Below are 23,266 nucleotides of genomic sequence, written 5' to 3'. Positions count from 1 at the left end.
AGTCCACCGCCGCAAAGGATCCCCGCATGACCGACAGCACCGGCACCGCCGACACCGCGCAACTGATGGAGCAGATCCTCTACGAGGTCAAGCGGGTGGTGGTCGGGCAGGACCGCTTCCTCGAACGCGTCATGGTGGCCATGCTGGCCCAGGGCCATCTGCTGGTCGAGGGCGTGCCGGGCTTGGCCAAGACGCTGACCGTCAAGACGCTGGCCGAGACGGTGCACGGCCAGTTCAAGCGCATCCAGTTCACGCCCGACCTGGTGCCGGCGGACCTGGTCGGCACGCGCATCTACAACCAGAAGACCAGCGACTTCAGCACCGCGCTGGGCCCGGTTTTCACCAACCTGCTGCTGGCCGATGAGATCAACCGCGCGCCGGCCAAGGTGCAGAGCGCGCTGCTGGAGGTGATGCAGGAGCGCCAGGTCACGATCGCCGGCGAGACGCACCGCGTGCCCTCCCCCTTCCTGGTGATGGCCACGCAGAACCCGATCGAGACCGAGGGCACCTACCCGCTGCCCGAGGCGCAGGTCGACCGCTTCATGATGAAGGTGCTGGTCGACTACCCGACCGACGAAGAAGAGTTCGTGATCGTGCAGCGCGTCATCGGCCCGCCGGTCCAGGTGGCCCGTGTCGCCACCACCGAGCAGCTGGCGGCTTTGCAAAAGGAATGCCGGCGCGTGTATGTGGACCCGTCCTTGATCCAGTACGCCGTCAGGCTCGTCTCGGCCACACGCAACCCGGCCCAGCATGGGCTGAAGGATCTGGCCCGCTTCATCACCTTCGGCGCCAGCCCGCGCGCCACCATCAACCTGACCGAAGGCGCGCGCGCGCTGGCCATGCTGCGCGGGCGCAGCTACGCGCTGCCCGAGGACATGACGGCGCTGGTGCCCGATGTGTTGCGCCACCGCCTGGCGCTGTCGTACGAGGCGCTGTCCGAAGGCATGGCGGCCGATGCCGTGGTCGCCAAGATCATGGCCAAGATCCCGCCGCCGCCGAAGCCGCTGGAACATGAAAAGCTCGCCGCCTGAGCCCACCGCCACGCCACTGGCCAGCGCCGAGCAATCGTTGCGGCGCCTGGAATGGACGGTCTTGCGCCGGCTCGATGGCCTGCTGCAAGGCGACTACCGCACGCTGATGCGCGGCACCGGCATGGACCTGGCCGACCTGCGCGAATACCAGCACCACGACGATGTGCGCCACATCGACTGGAACGTGACGGCGCGCCAGCAGCAGCCGTATGTGCGCGTGTTCACCGAAGACCGCGAGATGGCCGCCTGGTTCCTCCTCGATCTGTCGCCCTCGGTCGACTTCGGCTCCGGTGAGCAGCGCAAGCGCGAGGTGTCGGCCGGTTTCGTCGCCGTGCTGGCGCGGCTGCTGACGCGCCATGGCAACCGCGTGGGCGCCATGCTGTATGGCGCCGGAGTCGACGAAGTTCTGCCCCCGCGCAGCAGCCGCATGCATGTGTTGCGGCTGGTGCACCTGATGCAGCAACGCCCTTTGGCGCCCGACCAGCCGGGCAACGTCACGCGCCTGGCCGATCTCCTGCAGTCCGCCGGCAACTTCGTGCGGCGGCGCGGCACCGTGTTCGTGGTGTCGGACTTCATCAGCGAGCCCGGTTGGGAAAAGCCGCTCGGCATGTTGGCGCAACGGCACGAAGTGGTGGCGGTGCGCCTGCTCGACCCGATGGAGCTGGAACTGCCCGACCTCGGCCTGATCCCGATCCGCGACGCCGAAACCGGCGAGCAGCTGATGGTCGACACCTCGGACGCCGGCTTTCGCAAGCGCTTCGCGCGCATCGCCGCCCAGCGCGAGGCCGAACTGCGTGAGTCGCTGACGCGCGCCGGGGTCGACACGCTGGAGCTGTCGACCGACGACGACCTGGTGGACGCCATCCGACGCTTCACCGACCTGCGCAAGCGCCGCAGCCGGCTGTCAGCCGGCGGCAGCCTGCCGGCCCATCTCCGCGCCGCCTGACCGGCGCGGACAGGAGCCCCCATGAACTTTCTCTGGCCCGAATTCCTTTGGCTGCTGCTTGCGGCGCCGCTGCTGGTGCTGCTGTATGTGTGGCTGCTCAAGCGCAAGAAGAAGACCGCGCTGCGCTATGCCAGCCTGTCCATCGTGCGCGAGGCCATGGGCGCCAGCCAGAGCGTCAAGCGCCATGTGCCGCCGCTCTTGTTCCTGCTGGCGCTGTGCACGCTGATCGTCGCGGCGGCGCGGCCGATGGCGGTGATCAGCCTGCCCTCGACACAGGAGACCATCATCCTGGCGATGGACGTGTCGGGCAGCATGCGCGCCACCGACGTGCAGCCGAACCGGCTGATCGCCGCGCAGAACGCCGCCAAGGCGTTCATCGCCGAGCTGCCGCGCAACGTGCGGGTGGGCATCGTCGCCTTCGCCGGCACCGCCCAGGTGGTGCAGCCCGCCACGCTCAGCCGCGAAGACCTGGTGATCGCCATCGACAAGTTCCAGCTGCAGCGCGCCACCGCCATCGGCAGCGCCATCGTGGTGTCCCTGGCCGAGCTGTTCCCCGATGCCGGCATCGATGTCGGCGCCCTGACCTATGGGCGTGACCGGCCGCGTGGCCAGGCCCTGGGCAAAGGCGGGCAGGACAAGGAGGCCAAGCCCGAATTCGTGCCGGTGGCGCCGGGCTCCTACACGTCGGCGGCCATCATCTTGCTGACCGATGGCCAGCGCACCACCGGCGTGGACACACTGGAAGCCGCCAAGATGGCGGCCGACCGGGGCGTGCGCGTCTACACCGTGGGCGTGGGCACGGTGGACGGTGAGACCATCGGCTTCGAAGGTTGGTCCATGCGCGTGCGGTTGGACGAGGAGACGTTGAAGGCCGTTGCCACGCGTACCCAGGCGGAGTACTTCTATGCGGGTACCGCCGAGAACCTGCGCAAGGTCTACCAGACGCTCAGCTCGCGGCTCACCGTGGTCAAGAAGGAAACTGAAATTTCCTCGCTGCTGGCGCTCGCCGGCGCCGTGCTGGCGCTGCTGTCGGCCGGCCTGTCGCTGGCCTGGTTCAACCGGATCTTGTAGCGCTGCCCGGCCCCGTGCGTTGCGCCTCGACATGGCGCACCCAGCGCTTGGCCGCCCAGCCTGCGGCCACCAGCAGCAGCACCGTGCCGCCGAGCAAAGCGTAGGCCAGCGGCCCCGGTGTGCGCAGCGCGGCCACGATCTGTTCGATGAAAAAGGCCATCACCAGCGTGCCAGGCGCCATGCCGATGGCCGTGCCGAGCAGCATCTGGCGCAGGCTGATGTGCGATGCGCCAGCCACCATGTTGATGATGGCAAACGGCGCTACCGGCACCACCCGCACTGCGATGACGGCCAACAGGCCATGGTGGGCCAGGCGCTCGCTGATGGCGTTGACACGCGGCCCGCCCAGCCGCTGCACCACCTCGCGCCCCAACATCCGGCCCAGGCCGTGGCTGGCGACTGCGCCGAGCAGCGCGCCCAGCATGCAGTAGAAGAAGCCTGTCCAGCCGCCGAAGGCGACCAGCGTCACCAGACTCAGAAATGTCAACGGCACGGCCAACGTGACGGCCAGCGTGAAGCCGACCACCGTGGCCGCCGGCCCGAACGACTGGCCGAGTTGTTGCAGGCTGCTGACGATCCGCTCCACGTTCAGCCACTCGCGCATCGGCGACCAGGTCCACGCGGCGGTCAGCGCCAGCAGGCCCAGCAGCGCCAGCACCAGGCCGGCCAGGCGCCAGCGCAGGGAGGGGGGTGGCCTTTCCTTCATGGCGCAGGCGGCATGGCCTGCGCCAGCGCGGCGGCCAGCGCGCCGACGTGCTGGCCGTCGAACACGGTGCCGTGCATGCCGAGCACCTGCACCTCCTGCAGCCGCGCGCCCATCAGCTGGCGCCAGGGGCGAAACATCCAGCGGTCCCAATAGCTCAGCCCGGAGGAGCGCACCAGCAGCGTGGGGCTGTCGATCGCAGCCGGCCGGTAGCCCCGCAGCGCCAGCACCTGCGCCACCAGGCCGGGGTCGTTGAACATGGCGCCCAGCCGGCGCCCGTTCATGCTCAGCTCCTGGATGTGCAGGTGCCGCACCATCCAGCCCAGCGCGCGCCAGGCACCGATGCCGCCCAGCCAGGAATTGGGGTAGGTCGTGTCCAAGAGGATCAGGCCGCGCACCTGCCAGCCACGCTGCTGCAGCAGGCGCGCCGTCTCCAGCGCCGCCATGCCGGCCACCGAGAAGCCGGCCACGTAGCCCGCCTCAGGCTGCTGGCGCTGGATCTCATCGGCATACAGCGCGGCCAGTTCGCCGATGGATTTGATGCGCCGGTCCAGCGGCGGCTGCAGCATGCTCATGTTGCTGGCGCCGCCCATGGCGCGGGCCAGGCTCTGGAAGCGCAACAGGTCGCCATGGCCCGACGCCGCCAGGTACAGCGGCACCGCGCTGGTCTGCGTGCCCAGCCGCACCATCAGGCCCGGGGTGCCGCTGCGCTGCTGCAGCGCCACGGCCAGGGCTTCGACGGTCGGGTGCTCGGTGATCAGGTACAGCGGCACACGGCGGCCCAGCATTCGCTCCAGCCCGCTCATCATGTTCACGGCGGCCAGCGAGTCGCCGCCCAGATCGAAGAAGTTGTCGTGCACGCCCAGGCTCGGCACGCCCAGCACGTCCTTCCACAGCTGCAGCAGATCACGCTCGGTCTGGTTCACCGGCGTGCGCGTGGGCATCGCCACGGCCGCGACCGGCTCGGGCAGCCGGGCGTAGTCGATCTTGCCGGTGGCGCTCTCGGGCAGCTTGGTGAGCACGCTGATGCCGGTGGGCAGCATGTAGTCCGGCAGCCGGGCGCGCAGCTGCGCGTGGAGTTGCTCGGCGCTCTGTCCGCTCGCGCCCACCCAGGCGTGGATGCCCGGCTTGCCACGCAGCTCGCACAGCTGGGCGGCCGCCTGCGTCACGCCGTCGATGGCGAGCAGTGCCGATTCGATCTCGCCCAGCTCGATGCGGTAGCCACGCAGCTTGACCTGGCGGTCCAGCCGGCCGATGAAGTGCAGGTTGCCGTCATTGCCCAGCCAGCCGCGGTCGCCGGTGCGGTACATGCGCCCACCCGGCCGGAAAGGGTCGGGCAGAAAGGCCACGGCGTCCAGGTCGGGCCGGTTCAGGTAGCCGCGCGCGACGCCTTCGCCGCCGATGAAAATCTCGCCGCCGACACCCAGCGGCAGCGCCCGCAGCGCCGGGTCCAGCACGTAGATGCGGGTGTCGTCCACCGGCCGGCCGATCGGCAGCGCCGTGTGGTGACGGTGGGTCTCGCATTCCCATGCGGTTGCGAAGATGGTGGCCTCGGTCGGGCCGTAGACGTTGAACAGCCGCGCGCCGGTCAGCGTGCGAAAGCGGCTGGCCAGCTCGGGCGCCAGCACCTCGCCACCGCAGCAGGCCACGCGCAGCTTCAGCCCGGGCCGGCCGGCCGCCGCGTCCAGGAAGCGGCCCAGCGTGGACGGCACGAAGGCCATGAAGGTGACGCCATGGCGCACGGCGAAATCGGCCAGCGATTCGGGCAGCAGCCGGCCTGGCGGCGGCAGCGCGATGCTGGCGCCATGCACCAGCGGCAAGAGCAGCTCGATCAGCGAGGGGTCGAAGGTGGCCTGCGTGCCCTGGCCGGAGCGGTCCGTCCAGTCCACCGCGTAGGCGCGCGACAACCACAGCAGCCGGCGCGACAACATGCCGTGCTCGATCATCACGCCCTTGGGCCTGCCGGTCGAACCCGAGGTGAAGATCACATAGGCCAGGTCTGCCGGTGCGGCATGCGCGGGCGCGGCGTCCGCAACGCTGACGTCGAACACCTCTTCGGGCAGCGGCGCCACCATCAGCGGTGCCGCGTGCAGGCCCTGCAGCCGTTCGGCCAGCCGGGGCTGCATCACCACGGTGCAGGCCCCGCTCTCGCGCATGATGGCCTGCAGCCGTGCCAGCGGCGCGTCGACGTCCAGCGGCAGGAAGGCGGCGCCGGCCTTGGCGATGGCCAGCAGCGTCACGACCATCTCGGGCGAGCGCTCCAGCGCCATCGCGACCACGCGGTCGCGCCCGGCCCCTTGCGCCACCAGCGCGCGGGCCAGCCGGTTGGCGTGCCGGTCCAGCGCCAGATAGTCCATGCTGCCGCCGTCCCACACCAGGGCGGTGGCTTCGGGCCGCAACGTCACCTGCCGGTCGAACAGGTGCACGAAGGTGGGCGCCGCCTCGTGGCAGGCCACATCCTTGTGCTGGCCGGCGGTGACGTGCCAGACCTCCTCCGGCGGCAGCAGGGCCACGCTGTCGACCACCGCATCGGCGGGCGCGTCCATGATCGATTCGACCAGGTGCCACAGGCGCCGGCCGAGCAGGTCGACCTCGCCAGCGGCGAAGCAGGCGGCGCTGGCCTCCAACGCCAGCTCCACGTCCTGCTCGGGATGGAATTCACACACCGTCACGCCCAGCGGAAAGCGCGCCACGCCGGAGAACAGCTGGCGCGACTCGACCAGCTGCGCCTGGCCGAATGCGACGGCGTAGTCCTGCCGCTCGAACGACAGCAGCACGTCGAACAGTCCGTCACGGTTGGCGCGCATCATCTGCAGGTCGCGGCCCATCTCGGAGAGCGGGTAGCGCGGGTGGCGCAGCGCCGCCCGCATGGCCGAGCCGACATGCGCCAGGAGTTGGGGCAGCGGCATCTCCGGCGCGATCTCGATGCGGATCGGCACCACGCCGACGAACATGCCCAGCGTGTCGGTGTAGCGGCGCCCGCCGCGGTTCAGGCTGGGCACGCCGACGACCACCTCGCGCCTCTCGCCGATGCGCGCGAAGTACAGCACCAGCGCAGCCAGCACCAGGTTGAAAGCGGTCTGGTTCTGCTCGGTCGCGTAGCGGCGCAGCCGCTCGTAGTCGGCGCGCGGCACGCGGTAGAAGGCCAGCGCCGCCGGGGGCAGCGCATCGGGCCGCGCCAGGCTGTAGCGGCGCTCGATCAACGGCGTCGGCAGCGTCGGGATGCGTTCGCGCCAGTAGCGCGCGTCGCGCTCGAACCCGGGCGAGTCGCGGTAGGCGTTGGACTCCTCGATGAACGCGTGGTAGGCCGGCACATTCACCACACTGGGCGCCTCGCCGCGCAGCAGCGCGTTGTGGATCTCGGCCCAGCGCCGCATCACCTGCGAGGTGCCCCAGCCGTCCATCACCAGGTGGTGGAACTGGATGGTCAGCCCGTGCAGCGTGTCCGAGGCGCGCAGCAGGGCAAAGCGCCAGGGCGAGCGGCCGTCCAGCGCGAAGGGCTCGGTCATGCGCTGTTGCCACCAGATGCGCATGGCGGCCTTGGGATCTTCGTCCCCACTGCAATCGACAACCTCCAGCGCCGGCTCTTCGGTGGGGGCCAGCAGGCGCTGGCTGCCGTCGGCCAGCGGCGCCAGGCGCAGCGCCTCGTTCTCGGCCACGAGGCGCGCCAGCGCGCGGCGGAATACCGACAGGTCCAACGGCCCCACCAGAAACGCACCGCCGCCGATGTTCAGGTGCGCACTGCCCGGCCAGGCCCGCTGGTCGAGCCAGACTTCGCGCTGGCTCAGCGAGAGCGCCAGGCCCTGCTCGGTGGCAACGCTTGCGGTCGGCCCGGTGGCAGTGGTTGCTAGCGCTTCCATGTGGCGATCTTCTCGACGGCGTAGCGGTAGCCGCGCTCCACGATGGCAGGCGCGCTCTTGTGTTCCATCATGGAGAAATCCGCGACGGGCGGCTCCAGGTAGTGATCGGCCTCGGCGATGGTGGCGGCGCGCTGGTTAAGGCCGCCGATGTGGCCTGCGCGGTACAGGATCTCGGTGATGCCCGGCGTCGTGCGCGAACGCGTCAGCAGGCCCTTGGCCGCCGAGCGGCGCGACAGCCGCTGCAGCGACGGGTCCACGCCCAGCTCGTCCTGCACATCCACGTCGATGGCGATGATGGTGCCGTTGCCGCGGCGCTTTTCCAGCGGCGTGCCCAGGCGCATGCGCATGGCGCCGACCGGCACGTTCTCCAGAATGGCGCCGTCCACCAGCAGGTCGCCCTTGTACAGCACGGGCGGGAACAGTCCCGCAGGCGAGTTGCTGGCCAGCACGGCGCGCCACAGCGGGCCGCAGTCCTGCACCGTGGTGTGCCCCTTGGTCAGGTTGCACGCGGCCGCGAAGAAAGGCCGCCACAGGCTGTCCACGGCGATGTCGCCGAACATGCGCTGCAGATCGCGCTCCACGCGCCGGCCCGACACCAGCGAGATCAGCGGCAGCGTCAGCCGCTCACCGCCGGCTGCAAAGGCCTGGGTGTCGCGCATGATCGCGTCCAGCGGCCGGTCGCAGGCGTATTGCGCGCCCACCAGTGCGCCCATGCTGTTGCCGCCGACCATGTCGATCGGGATGCCGGCCTCGTGCAGTGCCCGCAGCACACCCAGGTGCGCGTAGCCGCGCGCGCCACCACCGCCTAGCACGACACCGACCGCAGTGCCGGTGAGGAACCGGCCCAGCCGCGCGAAATCGCCTGCGTGCCCGGCGCGCATCGGATAGACCCGCTCGCACGAACGCCCCTGCAGCCAACGCTGGACCTGGTGCGGCGTGGAGGCGTAGGCATCGTGCATGACGACCAGGTGCTTGCGCTTCATCGCAAAGCCCGGCTCGCCCATGAGGCGCTGCTCCAGCTCGCCGACGGCCATCGATTCACCCGCTTCGGCCACGAAGATCACTTGGTCGGCCTGGCGAAAGCAGCGCCGCGTCCACGGCGAGGCGTGCGGCTCGGCTTCATAGACCAGGTAGTCGAACTGCTCTTCGCGCTCGTCGCTGCGCAAAAAGGCTTCATCGTCGCCCCCGTCGTGCTGGCTGTCGGGCGCCTCGGTGCCCGGCGGCAAGTGCTGGACTTTGCCCATGCCGGCCAGCGCAGCTGCCAGCCCGCGAGCGGCCTCGGTGGCGCGCGCGCCGATGTGCAGCGGCACCACGACGAACGACAGGGCGTAGTGCCGCTGGGCGATTTGCGCGCCGTGGCGCAGGTGGTTGTAGATCGCCTGCGAGAACACGCGGTTCACGGCGAGGGGCTGGCGCGCCAGCAGGCTCTCGAAATTGGCGCTGTGCAGCACCGCCAGCGTCGAATCCCGCACGGCCGTCACATCCGCCGTGCGCGGCTGCTGCAGGATCATGCCGGTCTCGCCGACCCCCTCGCCCGCGCTGATCTCGTTGTAGAGCAGCAGGCTGCCGTCGGCATTGGTTCGCGACACGCGCAGCCGGCCGCTGAGCACGAAGAACATGCTGTCGGACGGGTCGCCCTCGCGCAGCACCAGGCGGCCACCGCGCACATCCTGAAGTTCCAGAACGTCGGCCAGGTCGTTCAAAACGGCGTCGTCGAGCTGGCCGAACACCCGGCTGTCGCGCAGGACCTGGACGGCACGAGCTCGAAACTTCGCTGCAACGACCATGCGGCACACATCCTTCTGAACCAGAGACCGGGGACGCACCGCATCGACGATGCAGGCGGCGCACAGCCCTGGCCAGAGCGTCACACCCGTTCTTCGAACATAACAAATGCTAGCGTTCTTTAGCGCCAAATACTGCGCAAGAAAAGACCGTCAATCCGCCCTTTTGCGGACGCCGGTCAGGGGCCGGGGGCGAATAGGTCGACGCGGTCGGTGATCTGGCCGTCCGTGCGCAGCGCGCGCAGGTGCGCGCTGTCGGCTGGCTCGTTGACGGTGTAGCTGAGCGTGCGCAGGCCCTGGGCGGCGACCTGCGCCACCACCTGCGGGGTCCATAGCCGGTGCTGGCAGACGACGGCGGCGCATTGCAAGGACAAGGCGGCCTCCAGCCAGCCGTCCCACAAACTGTCGAGCAGCAAGCCGCGTGGCAACGCCGGCCGGGTGTCGCGTGCCGCCACCAGCGCGTCACGCTGGAACGAAGTGAGCAGCGGCGGCACCGGCGCATCGGCCCACAGCAACGCCGCGCGGTCTGCCACCTGGGCGCCGGTCTCGGCCTCCTTGCCGGGCGTCGGCTTGATCTCGATGTTCAGCGCATGACCGTTCGCCTGGCAAAACCGCGCCACGCCATCGAGCGTGGCCAGCGGCTCGCCTGCGTAGCGCGGCGAATGCCAGCTGCCGGCGTCCAGCCGGGCCAGCTCGGCCCAGGGCCGCTCGCCAGCGATGCCTGTCGCGTTGGTGGTGCGCTCCAGCGTGGCATCGTGCAGCAGGAAGGGCACGCCGTCGGCGCTGAGCTTCACGTCGCACTCGAACATGCGGTAACCGTACGACGCGCCCAGGCGGAAGGCGGCCAGCGTGTTCTCGGGCGCCAGCTTGCCAGCACCGCGGTGGGCCACCCAGGTGGGATACGGCCAAGGGGGGGCGGTCATTTCAGTGGGCGCCCGGCCGCCCGAAGCCACTGTGCGCCCGCTTGAGGGCAGCGATACGCGAAGCGATGAGCGTGGGGGCTTCATGTCAAAGCCGCTTGCCGGTAGCGGCGTCGAACCAGTGCAGCCGCTCGGGCGACGCGGCCATGTGCACGGTGTCGCCGACCTTGGGCGCGGGCTTGCCTTCGTCCAGGCGCATGATGAGTTGCTCATCGGCGATGCGGCCGTAGATCAGGCGTTCCGCACCCAGCAGCTCGACCTGCTCGACCTGCACGGCCCAGCCGGAATCATCCAGCACCAGGTGCTCGGGCCGGATGCCGAGAATCTTGCCTTCGTGCACGCCTGGTGCGTGCTTGAGCAGGTTCATCGGCGGCGAGCCGATGAAGCTAGCGACAAAGGTGGTGGCAGGCCGGTGGTAGACCTCTTCGGGCGTGCCGAACTGGTCCATCACGCCGGCGTTCATGACGATGATGCGCTGCGCCAGCGTCATGGCCTCGACCTGGTCGTGCGTGACGAACAGCGAGGTGGTGCCCAACTCGCGGTGCAGTTTCTGGATCTCCAGCCGGGTCTGCGCGCGCAGCTTGGCGTCCAGGTTGGACAGCGGCTCGTCGAACAGGAACACCTGCGGCTGGCGCACGATGGCGCGGCCCATGGCCACGCGCTGGCGCTGGCCGCCCGACAGCTCGCGCGGCTTGCGCTCCAAGAGGTGGCCGAGTTCGAGGATCTTGGCCGCCTTGTCCACACGCGTGCGGATCTCGTCCTTCGGCACGCCCTGGATGCGCAACCCGTAGGCCATGTTGTCGAAGTTGCTCATGTGCGGGTAGAGCGCGTAGTTCTGGAACACCATGGCGATGTCGCGCTGCGCCGGCTCCAGGTCGTTCACCACACGCGCGCCGATGGAGATCTCGCCGCCGCTGATCTCCTCCAGCCCGGCGACCATGCGCAGCAACGTGGACTTGCCGCAGCCCGAGGGGCCGACGATGACGACGAACTCGCCGTCGGGAATTTCGGCGCTGACGCCGTGGATCACCTGGTTGGCCTTGGGGCCCTTGCCATAGCGCTTGACGACGTTGCGAAGAGAGAGAGACGCCATGTTTTTATTTCTCGGTATCGACCAGGCCCTTGACGAACCATTTCTGCATCAGCATCACCACCAGCGCCGGCGGCAGCATGGCGAGCAAGGCCGTGGCCATGATGATGTTCCAGTCGTTGGCCGCCTCGCCGCCGGCCAGCATGCGCTTGATGCCGATGACCACCGGGTACATGTCTTCGGACGTGGTCATGAGCAGCGGCCAGAGGTATTGGTTCCAGCCGTAGATGAACTGGATCACGAACAGCGCCGCGATCGAGGTCTTGGACAGCGGCACCAGCACATCGATGAAAAAGCGCATGGGGCCAGCGCCGTCGACCCGGGCGGCCTCGACCAGTTCGTCCGGCACGGTCAGGAAGAACTGCCGGAACAGGAACGTGGCCGTGGCCGAGGCGATCAGCGGCAGCGTCAGGCCGGCATAGGTGTTGAGCAGGTTCAGGTCCGCCACCACTTTGTAGGTCGGCAGGATGCGCACCTCCACCGGCAACATCAGCGTCACGAAGATGGCCCAGAAGCACAGCATCTTGAACGGGAAGCGGAAGTAGACGATGGCGAACGCCGACAACAGCGAGATGGCGATCTTGCCGATGCTGATCACCATGGCCGAGACGAAGCTGACCCACATCATGCGGGCCACGGAAGTGTTGAAGCCCTGCCGGCTCTCACCGAACAGCGCCGTGCTGTAGGTGTTCCAGAAGTTGCCGCCCGGCAGCAGCGGCATGGGCGCCTGCACGATGGCGTCCGGCGTGTGGGTAGAGGCCACGAAGGCCAGGTAGATCGGGAAGGCCACGATCAGCACGCCCACGATCATGACGGCATGCGTCAGCACCGTGAGCCAGGGGCGGCGGTCGACCATGTCAGTTGTCCAACATGGCCGCGGAACGGGCCAAGCCAGGGCACCCGCGGAACTGGCTCTGCCAGGCCGCTGGGTGCGCCCCTTGAGGGGGATGGATATCTACACGAAGTGAGACATCCAAACGGGGTGGATTCATTTCAATACTGCACTTTCTTCTCGATGTAGCGGAACTGGACGACGGTCAGCGCGACGACGATGACCATCAGCACGACGGACTGCGCCGCCGAGCCGCCCAGGTCCAGACCCTTGAAGCCGTCCTGGTAGACCTTGTAGACCAGGATGGAGGTGGCCTGCCCCGGGCCGCCGGCGGTCATCGCGTCGATGATGCCGAAGGTGTCGAAGAAGGCGTAGACCATGTTGATGACCAACAGGAAGAAGGTGGTGGGCGACAGCAGCGGCAGCTGGATCGTCCAGAAGCGGCGCCAGGGGCCAGCGCCATCGATCGAGGCGGCCTCGATCAACGACTTGGGGATGGACTGAAGACCGGCCAGGAAAAACAGGAAGTTGTAGGAGATCTGCTTCCACACCGAGGCGATGACGATCATGGTCATGGCCTGGCCCTCGTTCATCAGGTGGTTCCAGGTGTAGCCCCACTCGCCCAGCCAGTAGGTGGCGATGCCGATCGAGGGCGAGAAGATGAACACCCACAGCACGCCGGCGATGGCCGGGGCGACCGCGTAGGGCAGGATCAGCAGCGTCTTGTAGAACATGCCGCCCTGCAGGATGCGGTCGGCAAAGATGGCCAGCAGCAGGGCCAGGCACAGGCCAGTGACCGCCACCAGCACAGAGAACATCGCCGTGGTCTTGAACGAGGCCAGGTAGCCGGCGTCGTTGAAGATGCGCTCGAAGTTCTCGAAACCCACCCATTCGGTGCTCATGCCGAAGGCGTCTTCCGTCTGCAGCGATTGCAGCAGCGCCTGCCCCGCCGGCCAGAAGAAGAAGACGCCGATGATGATCAGCTGCGGCAGCAGCAGTACCCAGGGCAACCAACGGGACCGGAACAGGACGCGTTTTTCCATCGTCGATCAGCTTTCTGGAAAGAAGAACGGCGCCCCCCGGGCGCCGTCACATACACGTCACATTGTCAACGAAGCCGCGCGCTCACTTGCCGCGGTTGGCGGCTTCGAAGCGGACGAGCAGTTCATCACCGCGCTTGACGATGCTGTCCAGCGCGTCCTTGGCGCTCTTTTTGCCGCCCCAGACCTGCTCGAGCTCTTCGTCCTCGATGGTGCGGATCTGCACATAGTTGCCCAGGCGGATGCCGCGCGACTTGTCGGTCGTCTTGCGGATCATCTGCGTCACGGCCACATCGGTGCCGGGGTTCTTCTGGTAGAAGCCGGACTTGTCGGTCAGGTCATAGGCGGCCAGCGTGATCGGCAGGTAGCCGGTGCGCTGGTGGCTGGCGGCCTGCACCTTGGTCTGCGACAGGAAGTCGAAGAATGTGGCCACGCCCTTGTACTCGGCAGCCGACTTGCCGGACATGACCCACAGCGAGGCGCCGCCGATCACGGTGTTCTGCGGCGCGCCCTTCACATCGGGGTAGTGCGGCAGTGCCGCCAGGCCGTACTTGAACTTGGCGTTCTTGGCCACGTCGCCGTAGAAGCCGGACGAGGTCTGGATCATGGCGCACTCGCCCGATGTGAACGACGCCTGCGCGTCCGAGCCACGGCCCTTGTAGACGAACTCGCCGGCCGCTGCGGCCTTGGCCAGGTTGTCGATGTGCTGCACGTGCAACGGCGAGTTGATCTTCATGCGGGCCTTGTAGCCATCCGCAGCCAGGCCGTTCTGATGCGTGGCGAATTCCACGTTGTGCCAGGTCGAGAAGCTCTCCAGCTGGGTCCAGCCCTGCCAGGCGAGCGTCATCGGGCAGCTGTGGCCGCTGGCCTTGAGCTTTTTGGCGGCAGCGAACACTTCGGGCCAGGTGGCGGGGGCCTTGTCGGTCGGCAAACCGGCCTTCGCGAAGGCGTCCTTGTTGATGTAGAAGATGGTGGTCGAGCTGTTGAACGGAAAGCTCAGCATCTGCCCGTTGGGCGCCGTGTAGTAGCCGGCCACGGCGGGGATGTAGGACTTGGGATCGAACGCCAGATCCGCATCGGCCATGACTTTGCCCACCGGCACCGTGGCGCCCTTGCTGGCCATCATGGTGGCCGTGCCCACTTCGAAGACCTGCAGGATGTGCGGCGCGTTGCCCGAACGGAAGGCAGCGATGGCGGCCGTCATGCCTTCGGTGTAGTTGCCCTTGAAGGTGGGAATGACACGGTATTCCTTCTGGCTCTCATTGAACTGCTTGGCCAGGTCATTGACCCACTCGTTGTTGACGGCGGTCATCGAATGCCACCATTGGATCTCGGTCTGGGCGTGAGCGGGCAGCGTCAGGACGGCTGCGGCCAACGCGGCCAGTGCAAAGGTCTTCTTCATGAAAGCTCCGATATAAGGGAAAGGCGGCAGGGTAGCGCCGCAATGTGACAAAACGATTTAAGCGCAGTGACTGTCATGCGCCCATGCGGGGTTTCCAGGGGCTGCGCGGGTGGATCAGTCGATTGTTGCGCTGCGTTAACATCCACGCCCGCCCGCGACCAGGGCCGGCCGCTCCACCGCAGATCCCTGATGAACGCCCCCACGACGCTGACCCACTTGCTGGCTCCGAGCGATCCCACGCAGCGCCTGCGTGAGATTCCCTACAACTACACCTCGTTCTCCGACCGCGAGATCGTGGTGCGTCTGCTGGGTGCGCGTGCGTGGGATTTGGTGCAGTCGCTGCGCGATGAGCGCCGCACCGGCCGATCGGCCCGCATGCTCTATGAAGTGCTGGGCGACATCTGGGTCGTGCAGCGCAACCCCTATCTACAAGACGATCTGCTGGACAACCCCAAGCGCCGCGCCCTGCTGGTGGAGGCGCTGCAGCACCGTCTGGCCGCCGCCGAGAGCCGGCGCACGCCGCAGGCCGACCTCGCGCGCGATGCGCTCGTCGGCGAACTGCTGGACGCGGCCCGGCAGGCCGTGGCGAACTTCGATGCCGATTTCAGCGAGGTGGCCGCGCTGCGCCGCCGGGCACGCCGGGTGCTGCAGAAGCTGACGGCCAAGGACAACATCAAGTTTGATGGCCTGTCGCGCGTCTCGCACGTGACGGATGCGACCGACTGGCGTGTGGAATACCCCTTCGTGGTGCTGACGCCTGACACCGAGGCCGAGATGGCCGCGCTGGTGCAGGCCTGCATCGAATTGAAGCTGACCATCATCCCGCGCGGCGGCGGCACGGGTTACACCGGCGGCGCCATCCCGCTGACCTGGAACAGCGCCGTCATCAACACCGAGAAGCTGGAGGCGATGACCGAGATCGAGATGGTCAGCCTGCCCGGCGTCGACCACCCGGTGGCCACCGTCTGGACCGAGGCCGGCGTGGTGACCCAACGCGTGGCCGACGCAGCCGAACGCGGCGGCCATGTGTTCGCGGTGGACCCGACCTCGGCCGAGGCCTCGTGCATCGGCGGCAACATCGCCATGAACGCGGGCGGCAAGAAGGCCGTGCTGTGGGGCACGGCGCTGGACAACCTGGCCTCCTGGCGCATGGTGACCCCGCAGGCGCAGTGGCTGGAAGTCACGCGGCTGGACCACAACCTGGGCAAGATCCACGACGCCGAGCGCGCCAGCTTCGAGCTGCGCTACTTCGAAGCCGACGGCAAGACGCCGGTGCGCACCGAGCGGCTGGACATCCCGGGGCGCGTGTTCCGCAAGGAGGGCCTGGGCAAGGACGTGACGGACAAGTTCCTGTCAGGCCTGCCGGGCATCCAGAAGGAAGGCTGCGACGGCCTGATCACCAGCGCGCGCTGGATCGTGCACCGCATGCCGCAGCACACGCGCACGGTGTGCCTGGAGTTCTTCGGCAATGCCAAGGACGCGGTGCCCAGCATTGTGGAGATCAAGGACTTCATGTTTGCCGAGCAGAAACGCTCCGGGGTGCTGCTTGCGGGCCTGGAACACCTGGATGACCGCTATCTGAAGGCCGTGGGCTACGCCACCAAGTCCAAGGCGCACGGCGGCGGGCTGCCCAAGATGGTGCTGTTCGGCGACATCTCCGGCGACGACGCCGATGCCGTGGCGCGCGCCACGTCGGAGGTCGTGCGCATCGCCAACTCGCGCAGGGGCGAGGGCTTCATCGCCATCAATCCTGAGGCGCGCAAGAAGTTCTGGCTGGACCGCAAGCGCACGGCCGCCATCAGCCGGCACACCAACGCCTTCAAGATCAACGAAGACGTGGTGATCCCGCTGCCGCGCATGGCCGAATACACCGACGGCATCGAGCGGATCAACATCGAGCTGAGCCTGCGCAACAAGCTGGCGCTGTGCGACGCCTTGGAAGACTTCTTCACCGCCGCCCCCCTGCCGCTGGGCAAGGAGGACGACGCCTCGGAGATTGCCTCGGGCGAGCTGCTGGAGGACCGCGTGGCCCAGGCGCTGGCCCTGCTGCGCGAAGTGCGTGGCCAGTGGCTGCAGTGGCTGCACGACGTGGACACGCTGTTCCCGCAGTTGCAGGACCACAGCCTGCGCGCCAGCTGGAAGACGCAGATCCGCGCGCCGCTGCAGAACATCTTTGCCGGCGCCGCGTTCCGCCCCATCCTGCAGGAATGCAACGCCATCCACCAGCGCGTGCTGAAGGGCCGGGTCTGGGTGGCGCTGCACATGCACGCGGGCGATGGCAACGTGCACACCAACATCCCGGTCAACAGCGACAACTACGAGATGCTGCAGACCGCGCACGAGGCCGTGGCGCGCATCATGAAGCTGGCGCGCGCGCTGGACGGCGTGATCTCGGGCGAGCACGGCATCGGCATTACCAAGCTCGAGTTCCTGACCGAGGAAGAGGTCGCACCGTTTGCCGATTACAAGCGCCGCGTCGATCCGGAAGGCCGCTTCAACAAGGGCAAGCTGCTGCGCGACGGTGGGCTGCATGCCGACCTGACGAACGCCTACACCCCCAGCTTCGGGCTGATGGGCAGCGAGTCGCTGATCCTGCAGCAGTCGGACATCGGCGCCATTGCCGACAGCATGAAGGACTGCCTGCGCTGCGGCAAATGCAAGCCGGTCTGCGCCACGCACGTGCCGCGCGCCAACCTGCTCTACAGCCCGCGCAACAAGATCCTGGCGACCTCGCTGCTGATCGAGGCCTTTCTGTATGAAGAGCAGACGCGGCGCGGCATCAGCATCAAGCACTGGGCCGAGTTCGAGGACGTGGCCGACCACTGCACGGTCTGCCACAAGTGCCTGACGCCCTGCCCGGTCAAGATCGACTTCGGCGACGTGACCATGAACATGCGCAACCTGTTGCGCAAGATGGGCAAGAAGAGCTTTCGCCCCGGCAACGCGGCCGCGATGCTGATGCTCAACGCCACGAACCCGCAGACCATCAAGTTCATGCGCACCGCCATGGTGGACGTGGGCTTCAAGGCGCAGCGCATGGCCAGCAAGCTGCTGCAGGGCCTGGCCCGCAAGCAGACCGCCTCACCGCCGGCCACCGTGGGCCCGGCGCCGGTGAAAGAGCAGGTCATCCACTTCATCAACAAGAAGATGCCCGGCGGCCTACCCAAGCGCAGCGCGCGCGCGCTGCTGGACATCGAGGACAAGGACTACGTACCCATCATCCGCAATCCGCAGGCCACGAGCACGGATTCGGAGGCGGTGTTCTATTTCCCGGGCTGTGGCTCGGAGCGTTTGTTCAGCCAGGTGGGCCTGGCGACGCAGGCCATGCTGTGGCATGCGGGCGTGCAGACCGTGCTGCCGCCGGGCTACCTGTGCTGCGGCTACCCGCAACGCGGCTCGGGCCAGTTCGACAAGGCCGAGAAGATCATCACCGACAACCGCGTGCTGTTCCACCGCGTGGCGACCACGCTGAACTACCTGGACATCAAGACCGTGGTGGTCAGCTGCGGCACCTGCTATGACCAGCTGCAGGGCTACCAGTTCGACAAGATCTTCCCGGGCTGCCGCATCGTCGACATCCACGAGTACCTGCTCGAAAAAGGCATCACGCTGGGGCAGGCCGGCGCCTACCTCTACCACGACCCCTGCCACACGCCCATGAAGCAGCAAGAGCCGATGAAGACGGTCAAGGCGCTGCTGGGCGACCAGGTGATGAAGAGCGAGCGCTGCTGCGGTGAGTCCGGCACGCTGGGCGTCACCAGGCCCGACATCTCCACACAGATCCGCTTTCGCAAGGAAGAGGAGCTGCAAAAGAACGAGGCAGAGCTGCGGGCCTCGGGCGCTGCAGGTGACATCAAGATCCTGACCAGCTGCCCGAGCTGCCTGCAAGGCCTCTCGCGCTACCAGGACGATCTGCAAAGCGGCCTGCTGGAGGCCGACTACATCGTGGTCGAGATGGCGCGCAAGATCCTGGGCGAGCAGTGGATGTCCGACTACGTGGCGGCGGCGAACGGCGGCGGTATCGAGCGCGTGCTCGTGTGAAAGGAACCCCATGGCAGGCCTGAAGAACGGCGCCCCCACGCCCGAAGACATCACCGTGCACAGCCAGTCGCGCGTGCTGGAGATCGCGTTCTCCGACGGCGCGCGCTTCCGCATCCCGTTCGAGCTGATGCGCGTCTACTCGCCCTCGGCCGAGGTGCAGGGCCACGGTCCGGGCCAGGAAGTGCTGCAGACCGGTAAGCGCGAGGTGACGTTGCTGGGTCTGGACCCGGTCGGCAACTACGCCGTGCAGCCGAATTTCTCGGACGGCCACAACTCCGGGCTGTTCACCTGGGAATACCTGTACTTCCTCGGCAAGGAACAGGCGCAGCTGTGGGCCGACTACGAAGCGCGCCTGCAAAATGCCGGGGTCGAGCGCGACGCGCCCATGCCGCCCAAGGCAGGCCACGGCTGCGCCAGCCACTGACCTCCTTCGGGGCGGTGCCGCCACCGCCCACCCGCCCCTGCGGCTGTTGCGCGGACCCCCACACAATCCCTGATCTGGTGCAGGGTTGTGCTCCCGTGTACACCGCTTCTGCCCTAGCATCGGATGCACCATGTCTTCCACCCATTTCGGTTTCCAGTCGGTCGATGAGACAGACAAGGCCCGACACGTCAAACAGGTCTTCGATTCCGTCGCGCCCAAGTACGACGTGATGAACGATTTGATGTCCATGGGCCTGCACCGCCTCTGGAAGCGCTACACCACGCTGGTGGCCCATGCACGCGAAGGCCAGCGCGTGCTGGACATCGCTGCAGGCACCGGCGATCTGACCCGCGCGTTCGCCCGCCAGGTCGGCAAGACCGGGCTGGTGGTGCACACCGACATCAACGAAGCCATGCTGCGCGCCGGTCGCGACCGGCTGCTCGACGACGGCGTTGTGGTGCCCAGCATGGTGTGCGACGCCGAGGCACTGCCCTTCGCCTCCGAGAGTTTCGACCTCGTCAGCGTCGCGTTCGGCCTGCGCAACATGACGCACAAGGACAAGGCGCTGGGCGAAATGAACCGGGTGCTGAAGCCGCGCGGCAAGCTGCTGGTGCTGGAGTTCTCCAAGGTGGCCCAACCGCTCGAAAAGGCTTATGACTGGTACTCCTTCAAGATCTTGCCGCAACTGGGCAAGATGGTGGCCGGTGATGACGCAAGCTACCGCTACCTGGCCGAATCCATCCGGATGCACCCGGACCAGCAGGCGCTCAAAAGCCTCATGCAGGCACAGGGTTTCGGCCATGTGGACTATCACAACATGACGGGGGGCCTTGTGGCCTTGCATGTCGGCATCAAATGCTGAAGAGCTTTCACTCTATTCACTGACCGAGGAGACTTCGATGAAGATCTGGACATTCTTTCTTGCTGCGGCGCTGATGCTGACGCTGGGCACCGACGCAGAGGCTCAACGCCGCATGGGCGGTGGCAAGTCATTCGGCAAGCAGTCGAACAACGTGACACAGCGCGAAGCCACGCCGCAGGCACCAGCCGCGCCGAGCCAGTCGGTCGCCCCTGCCGGCGCTGCCAAAGCCGCGCCTGCGGCTGCTGCGGCCGCCCCCAAGCGGCCGTGGGGTGCGATGCTGGGTGGCCTGGCCGCGGGCCTGGGCCTGGCCTGGTTGGCGTCCTCACTGGGTCTGGGTGAAGCCTTCGGCCAGTTCATGCTGATCGCGCTGCTGGTGCTGGTGGCCATGGTTGCCATCGGCTGGTTCATGCGCATGCGCCGTGGTGGCCAGCCGCAGGCTGCTGCCAAGAGCCCGTTCGCGTTCCAGGGTGCGGGTGCGGGCAATGCCACGTCGCCCCGCATGCCGTCGACCTATCGTCCCGAGAACGTGGGTAACGACGCATCGGCGCGCCCCTGGGAGCGCAGCACCACCGCCGCATTTGACGCCGGCGGTACGGGCACGACGGGTGTGGTCATCGGTTCTGGCCTGGCAGGTTCGCAGACCTGGGGCATCCCCGATGGCTTCGATGCCGATGGTTTCCTGACGGCTGCCAAGCGCAACTTCATCACGCTGCAATCGGCCTGGGACCGCGCGGACATCAGCTCGCTGCGCGCCATGATGACCGATACGATGCTGGGCGAGATCCAATCCCAGCTGAACGAGCGCGAAGCCCACACCGGCGGCGTTTCCAACAAGACCGATGTGGTCATGCTGGACGCCAAGCTGCTGGGCATCGAGGACCTGGGCGATGACTACATGGCCAGCGTGGAGTTCTCCGGGATGATCCGCGAAGAGCCTTCGGCCGGCCCGAGCCCGTTCCGCGAAGTCTGGAACATGACCAAGCCCAAGGCTGGCAGCGTCGGCTGGCTGGTGGCTGGTGTGCAGGCGCTGCAATAACCAGCAGCGCACAGCGGCCGCTTGCCGCAATGCAGGAATAATCGGGGACATGGCTACATCGTCCCCTTTTTCTTTTCTTGGCGACCTGTTGGGTCGTGCCGGTGCTGCGTTGCAACCGCCCCCTTGGGCGGTACGCGAATTCCACCAGCGCCAGGTGCTCCTGTTGAACCACGTGCTGATGCAGGAGCCTGAGGCCATGGAACGGCTGTTGCGCCACCAGGGCCGCACCGTGCTGTTCCAGTGGCGCCAATTCTCGCTGCACCTGCTGGCCACGCCTGCCGGGCTGCTGGACGTCGCGCCCGCCGCCTCCCTGCCGGATCTGACCTTCACGATCACGGAGGAGTCTCTTGCGGCACTGGCCCAGTCGGCGCTGCGCGGCGACCGGCCGGGCGTTCGCATCGAGGGCGATGTGCAGCTGGCCGCCGATGTGAATTGGCTCGTCGAACATGTGCGCTGGGACCTGGAAGAAGACCTGTCGCGGCTGGTCGGCGACGCGCCCGCCCATGCCATCGGGCAGGCGGGCCGCGCGGTGGCGCAGGCGCTGAAGAAGTTCGTGGCGCGCGCTGGAGAGCGGCGCGGCAAGGCGGCACCATGGGCATGACGCCTTTGCGCGCAGCGCCACGCGCAGCCTTGCGGAAGGCCCGCACGTGAGCCAGTTGGCCCGAGGCGTCTACATCTTCTGGATCGCACTGCGCTACGGCCTCGACGAATTGGTGCTGACCAGCCTGGGACAGCCCTGGCTGCGCGTGCTGGCCCGCGTGCTGTCGGTAGGGCGCGACCTGAGCGCACCGCGCGGTCAGCGACTGCGCGAAGCGCTGGAGCGGCTGGGGCCGCTGTTCGTGAAGTTCGGCCAGGTGCTGTCGACACGGCGCGATCTGCTGCCCGCCGACATCGCGGAGGAACTCGCCCTGCTGCAGGACCGGGTGCCGCCGTTTCCGTCCGCAGTGGCCGTGGCCAGCATCGAACGGGCTTTCCGCCGGCCGCTGGACGACATCTTCGTTCAGTTCGACCAGGTGCCCGTGGCCAGCGCCTCGATCGCGCAGGTGCATTTTGCCATCCTGCGCGACCGCAAGGGGGTGCAGCGCGAGGTCGCGGTGAAGGTGCTGCGGCCGGGCATGTTGTCCACCATCGAGAAAGACCTGGGCCTGATGCGCATGATGGCGCGCTGGGTGCAGCGCGCCTCGGCCGACGCCAGGCGCCTGAAGCCCATGGAGGTGGTGGCCGAGTTCGACAAGTACCTGCACGACGAGCTGGACCTGGTGCGCGAAGCCTCCAGCGCCGCCCAGTTGCGCCGCAACATGGAGGGCCTGGACCTGGTGCTGATCCCGGAGATGTTCTGGGACTACTGCATGCCCGACGTCATCGTAATGGAGCGCATGAAGGGCATCCCGATCGGCCAGACCGACAAGCTGCGCGAGGCTGGCGTGGACATGCGCAAGCTGGCGCGTGACGGCGTCACGATCTTCTTCACGCAGGTATTTCGCGACGGTTTCTTCCATGCCGACATGCACCCCGGCAACATCCAGATCAGCCTGGAACCGGCCACCTTCGGCCGCTACATCTCGCTGGACTTCGGCATCGTCGGCACGCTGACCGAGTACGACAAGGAGTATCTGGCGCAGAACTTCACGGCCTTCTTCCGGCGCGACTACAAGCGTGTGGCTGAGCTGCACATCGAGTCAGGCTGGGTGCCAGCGTCCACGCGGGTGGACGAGCTGGAAGCAGCGGTTCGCGCCGTCTGCGAGCCGTACTTCGACCGGCCGCTCAAGGAGATCTCGCTCGGCATGGTGCTGATGCGGCTGTTCCAGACCTCGCGGCGCTTCCACGTGGAAATCCAGCCCCAACTGGTGCTGCTGCAAAAGACGCTGCTGAACATCGAGGGCCTGGGCCGCGACCTCGACCCGGAACTGGACCTGTGGAGCACGGCCAAGCCGTTCCTGGAGAAGTGGATGCTGGAGCAGATCGGCCCGCAAGCCCTGCTGCGCCAGCTGCGCGACGAGGCGCCGCGCTATGCCAAGCTGCTGCCCGAGGTGCCACGGCTGCTGGTCGACTACCTGCGCCGGGGCAGCCAGGCCCAGCGCCAGGACCAGCAGCTGTTGCAACTGCTGCGCGAGCAGCGCCAGACCAACCGCTTGCTGCAGGGCATCATCTACGGCGGCATCGGTTTTGCTTTGGGTCTGCTGGCCATGCAACTGTGGCTGCGGGTCCAGTTGTTCTGAAACAG

At 67.5% G+C, this 23,266-nt stretch carries 17 protein-coding genes; 9 read left to right on the top strand and 8 right to left on the bottom strand.

Going from position 1 to position 23,266, the window contains the following annotated elements:
• Positions 1 to 26: 26 nt before the first annotated feature.
• From AC099J_RS18395 to AC099J_RS18385, 3 genes are read left to right on the top strand one after another with little or no spacing between them, the layout of a single operon-like run.
• Positions 27 to 1,031, top strand: a complete 1,005-nt coding sequence (locus tag AC099J_RS18395; protein WP_479616731.1) for an AAA family ATPase — start codon at positions 27 to 29, stop codon at positions 1,029 to 1,031.
• Positions 1,012 to 1,977: a DUF58 domain-containing protein gene (locus AC099J_RS18390; protein WP_479616730.1), complete on the top strand. Its 966-nt coding sequence runs from the start codon at positions 1,012 to 1,014 to the stop codon at positions 1,975 to 1,977. The genes AC099J_RS18395 and AC099J_RS18390 overlap by 20 nt, the downstream gene beginning before the upstream one ends.
• A 21-nt stretch (positions 1,978 to 1,998) precedes the next feature.
• On the top strand, positions 1,999 to 3,048 hold the full coding sequence (locus AC099J_RS18385) for a VWA domain-containing protein (RefSeq protein WP_479616729.1): 1,050 nt from the start codon (positions 1,999 to 2,001) through the stop codon (positions 3,046 to 3,048).
• Here the strand turns inward: AC099J_RS18385 and AC099J_RS18380 are convergent.
• The 8 genes from AC099J_RS18380 to ugpB all read right to left on the bottom strand — a co-directional run bounded on the left by AC099J_RS18380 (position 3,032) and on the right by ugpB (position 14,679).
• On the bottom strand, positions 3,032 to 3,754 hold the full coding sequence (locus tag AC099J_RS18380) for a TVP38/TMEM64 family protein (RefSeq protein WP_479616728.1): 723 nt from the start codon (positions 3,752 to 3,754) through the stop codon (positions 3,032 to 3,034). The two genes, AC099J_RS18385 and AC099J_RS18380, sit on opposite strands and share 17 nt — an antisense overlap.
• Positions 3,751 to 7,611 carry a non-ribosomal peptide synthetase gene (locus AC099J_RS18375; RefSeq protein WP_479616727.1) on the bottom strand — a complete coding sequence of 1,287 codons (3,861 nt, stop codon included), beginning with the start codon at positions 7,609 to 7,611 and terminating at the stop codon, positions 3,751 to 3,753. The genes AC099J_RS18380 and AC099J_RS18375 overlap by 4 nt, the downstream gene beginning before the upstream one ends.
• Entirely contained in the window at positions 7,599 to 9,398 is a 1,800-nt protein-coding gene (locus AC099J_RS18370) for a patatin-like phospholipase family protein (RefSeq protein WP_479616726.1), read from the bottom strand. The genes AC099J_RS18375 and AC099J_RS18370 overlap by 13 nt, the downstream gene beginning before the upstream one ends.
• A gap of 176 nt (positions 9,399 to 9,574) precedes the next feature.
• Complete coding sequence (ugpQ, locus tag AC099J_RS18365; RefSeq protein ID WP_479616725.1) at positions 9,575 to 10,318, bottom strand: glycerophosphodiester phosphodiesterase; 744 nt, start codon at positions 10,316 to 10,318, stop codon at positions 9,575 to 9,577.
• Between the two features lie 85 nt (positions 10,319 to 10,403).
• Positions 10,404 to 11,408: a sn-glycerol-3-phosphate import ATP-binding protein UgpC gene (locus AC099J_RS18360; protein ID WP_479616724.1), complete on the bottom strand. Its 1,005-nt coding sequence runs from the start codon at positions 11,406 to 11,408 to the stop codon at positions 10,404 to 10,406.
• A gap of 4 nt (positions 11,409 to 11,412) precedes the next feature.
• Complete coding sequence (gene ugpE / locus AC099J_RS18355; RefSeq protein ID WP_479616723.1) at positions 11,413 to 12,261, bottom strand: sn-glycerol-3-phosphate ABC transporter permease UgpE; 849 nt, start codon at positions 12,259 to 12,261, stop codon at positions 11,413 to 11,415.
• Between the two features lie 137 nt (positions 12,262 to 12,398).
• A complete protein-coding gene (ugpA, locus tag AC099J_RS18350; protein ID WP_479616722.1) occupies positions 12,399 to 13,280 on the bottom strand; it encodes a sn-glycerol-3-phosphate ABC transporter permease UgpA in 882 nt (293 codons plus the stop codon).
• Positions 13,281 to 13,362: 82 nt separating this feature from the next.
• Positions 13,363 to 14,679 (bottom strand): sn-glycerol-3-phosphate ABC transporter substrate-binding protein UgpB, encoded by a 1,317-nt coding sequence (gene ugpB, locus AC099J_RS18345; RefSeq protein ID WP_479616721.1) that lies wholly within the window; start codon positions 14,677 to 14,679, stop codon positions 13,363 to 13,365.
• A gap of 189 nt (positions 14,680 to 14,868) precedes the next feature.
• Between ugpB and AC099J_RS18340 the strand changes: the two genes are divergently transcribed.
• From AC099J_RS18340 to ubiB, 6 genes are all read left to right on the top strand, one after another.
• Complete coding sequence (locus tag AC099J_RS18340) at positions 14,869 to 18,720, top strand: DUF3683 domain-containing protein (protein WP_479616720.1); 3,852 nt, start codon at positions 14,869 to 14,871, stop codon at positions 18,718 to 18,720.
• A gap of 10 nt (positions 18,721 to 18,730) precedes the next feature.
• Positions 18,731 to 19,144, top strand: a complete 414-nt coding sequence (locus AC099J_RS18335) for a gamma-butyrobetaine hydroxylase family protein (RefSeq protein WP_479616719.1) — start codon at positions 18,731 to 18,733, stop codon at positions 19,142 to 19,144.
• A 130-nt stretch (positions 19,145 to 19,274) separates the two neighbouring features.
• Entirely contained in the window at positions 19,275 to 20,006 is a 732-nt protein-coding gene (gene ubiE, locus AC099J_RS18330; RefSeq protein ID WP_479616718.1) for a bifunctional demethylmenaquinone methyltransferase/2-methoxy-6-polyprenyl-1,4-benzoquinol methylase UbiE, read from the top strand.
• Between the two features lie 37 nt (positions 20,007 to 20,043).
• Entirely contained in the window at positions 20,044 to 21,042 is a 999-nt protein-coding gene (locus AC099J_RS18325) for a Tim44 domain-containing protein (RefSeq protein ID WP_479616717.1), read from the top strand.
• Positions 21,043 to 21,091: 49 nt separating this feature from the next.
• Positions 21,092 to 21,643: a ubiquinone biosynthesis accessory factor UbiJ gene (locus tag AC099J_RS18320; protein WP_479616716.1), complete on the top strand. Its 552-nt coding sequence runs from the start codon at positions 21,092 to 21,094 to the stop codon at positions 21,641 to 21,643.
• A gap of 46 nt (positions 21,644 to 21,689) precedes the next feature.
• Positions 21,690 to 23,261: a ubiquinone biosynthesis regulatory protein kinase UbiB gene (gene ubiB, locus AC099J_RS18315; protein WP_479616715.1), complete on the top strand. Its 1,572-nt coding sequence runs from the start codon at positions 21,690 to 21,692 to the stop codon at positions 23,259 to 23,261.
• Positions 23,262 to 23,266: the final 5 nt, after the last annotated feature.

It is taken from the genome of Rhodoferax sp. RT4P68 (assembly GCF_056521305.1).
The sequence above is the reverse complement of the archived record's forward strand: the minus strand, read 5'-3'. Positions and strand labels throughout refer to the sequence as shown.

Excerpts from the sequence above, each read along its gene's own strand:
- ugpQ (WP_479616725.1), bottom strand. The coding sequence starts at position 10,318 with ATGACCGCCCCCCCTTGGCCGTATCCCACCTGGGTGGCCCACCGCGGT.
- ubiE (WP_479616718.1), top strand. The coding sequence starts at position 19,275 with ATGTCTTCCACCCATTTCGGTTTCCAGTCGGTCGATGAGACAGACAAG.
- AC099J_RS18325 (WP_479616717.1), top strand. The coding sequence starts at position 20,044 with ATGAAGATCTGGACATTCTTTCTTGCTGCGGCGCTGATGCTGACGCTG.
- AC099J_RS18395 (WP_479616731.1), top strand. The coding sequence starts at position 27 with ATGACCGACAGCACCGGCACCGCCGACACCGCGCAACTGATGGAGCAG.
- AC099J_RS18380 (WP_479616728.1), bottom strand. The coding sequence starts at position 3,754 with ATGAAGGAAAGGCCACCCCCCTCCCTGCGCTGGCGCCTGGCCGGCCTG.
- AC099J_RS18320 (WP_479616716.1), top strand. The coding sequence starts at position 21,092 with ATGGCTACATCGTCCCCTTTTTCTTTTCTTGGCGACCTGTTGGGTCGT.
- AC099J_RS18360 (WP_479616724.1), bottom strand. The coding sequence starts at position 11,408 with ATGGCGTCTCTCTCTCTTCGCAACGTCGTCAAGCGCTATGGCAAGGGC.
- ugpA (WP_479616722.1), bottom strand. The coding sequence starts at position 13,280 with ATGGAAAAACGCGTCCTGTTCCGGTCCCGTTGGTTGCCCTGGGTACTG.
- AC099J_RS18375 (WP_479616727.1), bottom strand. The coding sequence starts at position 7,611 with ATGGAAGCGCTAGCAACCACTGCCACCGGGCCGACCGCAAGCGTTGCC.
- ugpE (WP_479616723.1), bottom strand. The coding sequence starts at position 12,261 with ATGGTCGACCGCCGCCCCTGGCTCACGGTGCTGACGCATGCCGTCATG.
- AC099J_RS18370 (WP_479616726.1), bottom strand. The coding sequence starts at position 9,398 with ATGGTCGTTGCAGCGAAGTTTCGAGCTCGTGCCGTCCAGGTCCTGCGC.
- AC099J_RS18385 (WP_479616729.1), top strand. The coding sequence starts at position 1,999 with ATGAACTTTCTCTGGCCCGAATTCCTTTGGCTGCTGCTTGCGGCGCCG.
- AC099J_RS18390 (WP_479616730.1), top strand. The coding sequence starts at position 1,012 with ATGAAAAGCTCGCCGCCTGAGCCCACCGCCACGCCACTGGCCAGCGCC.
- AC099J_RS18340 (WP_479616720.1), top strand. The coding sequence starts at position 14,869 with ATGAACGCCCCCACGACGCTGACCCACTTGCTGGCTCCGAGCGATCCC.
- ugpB (WP_479616721.1), bottom strand. The coding sequence starts at position 14,679 with ATGAAGAAGACCTTTGCACTGGCCGCGTTGGCCGCAGCCGTCCTGACG.
- AC099J_RS18335 (WP_479616719.1), top strand. The coding sequence starts at position 18,731 with ATGGCAGGCCTGAAGAACGGCGCCCCCACGCCCGAAGACATCACCGTG.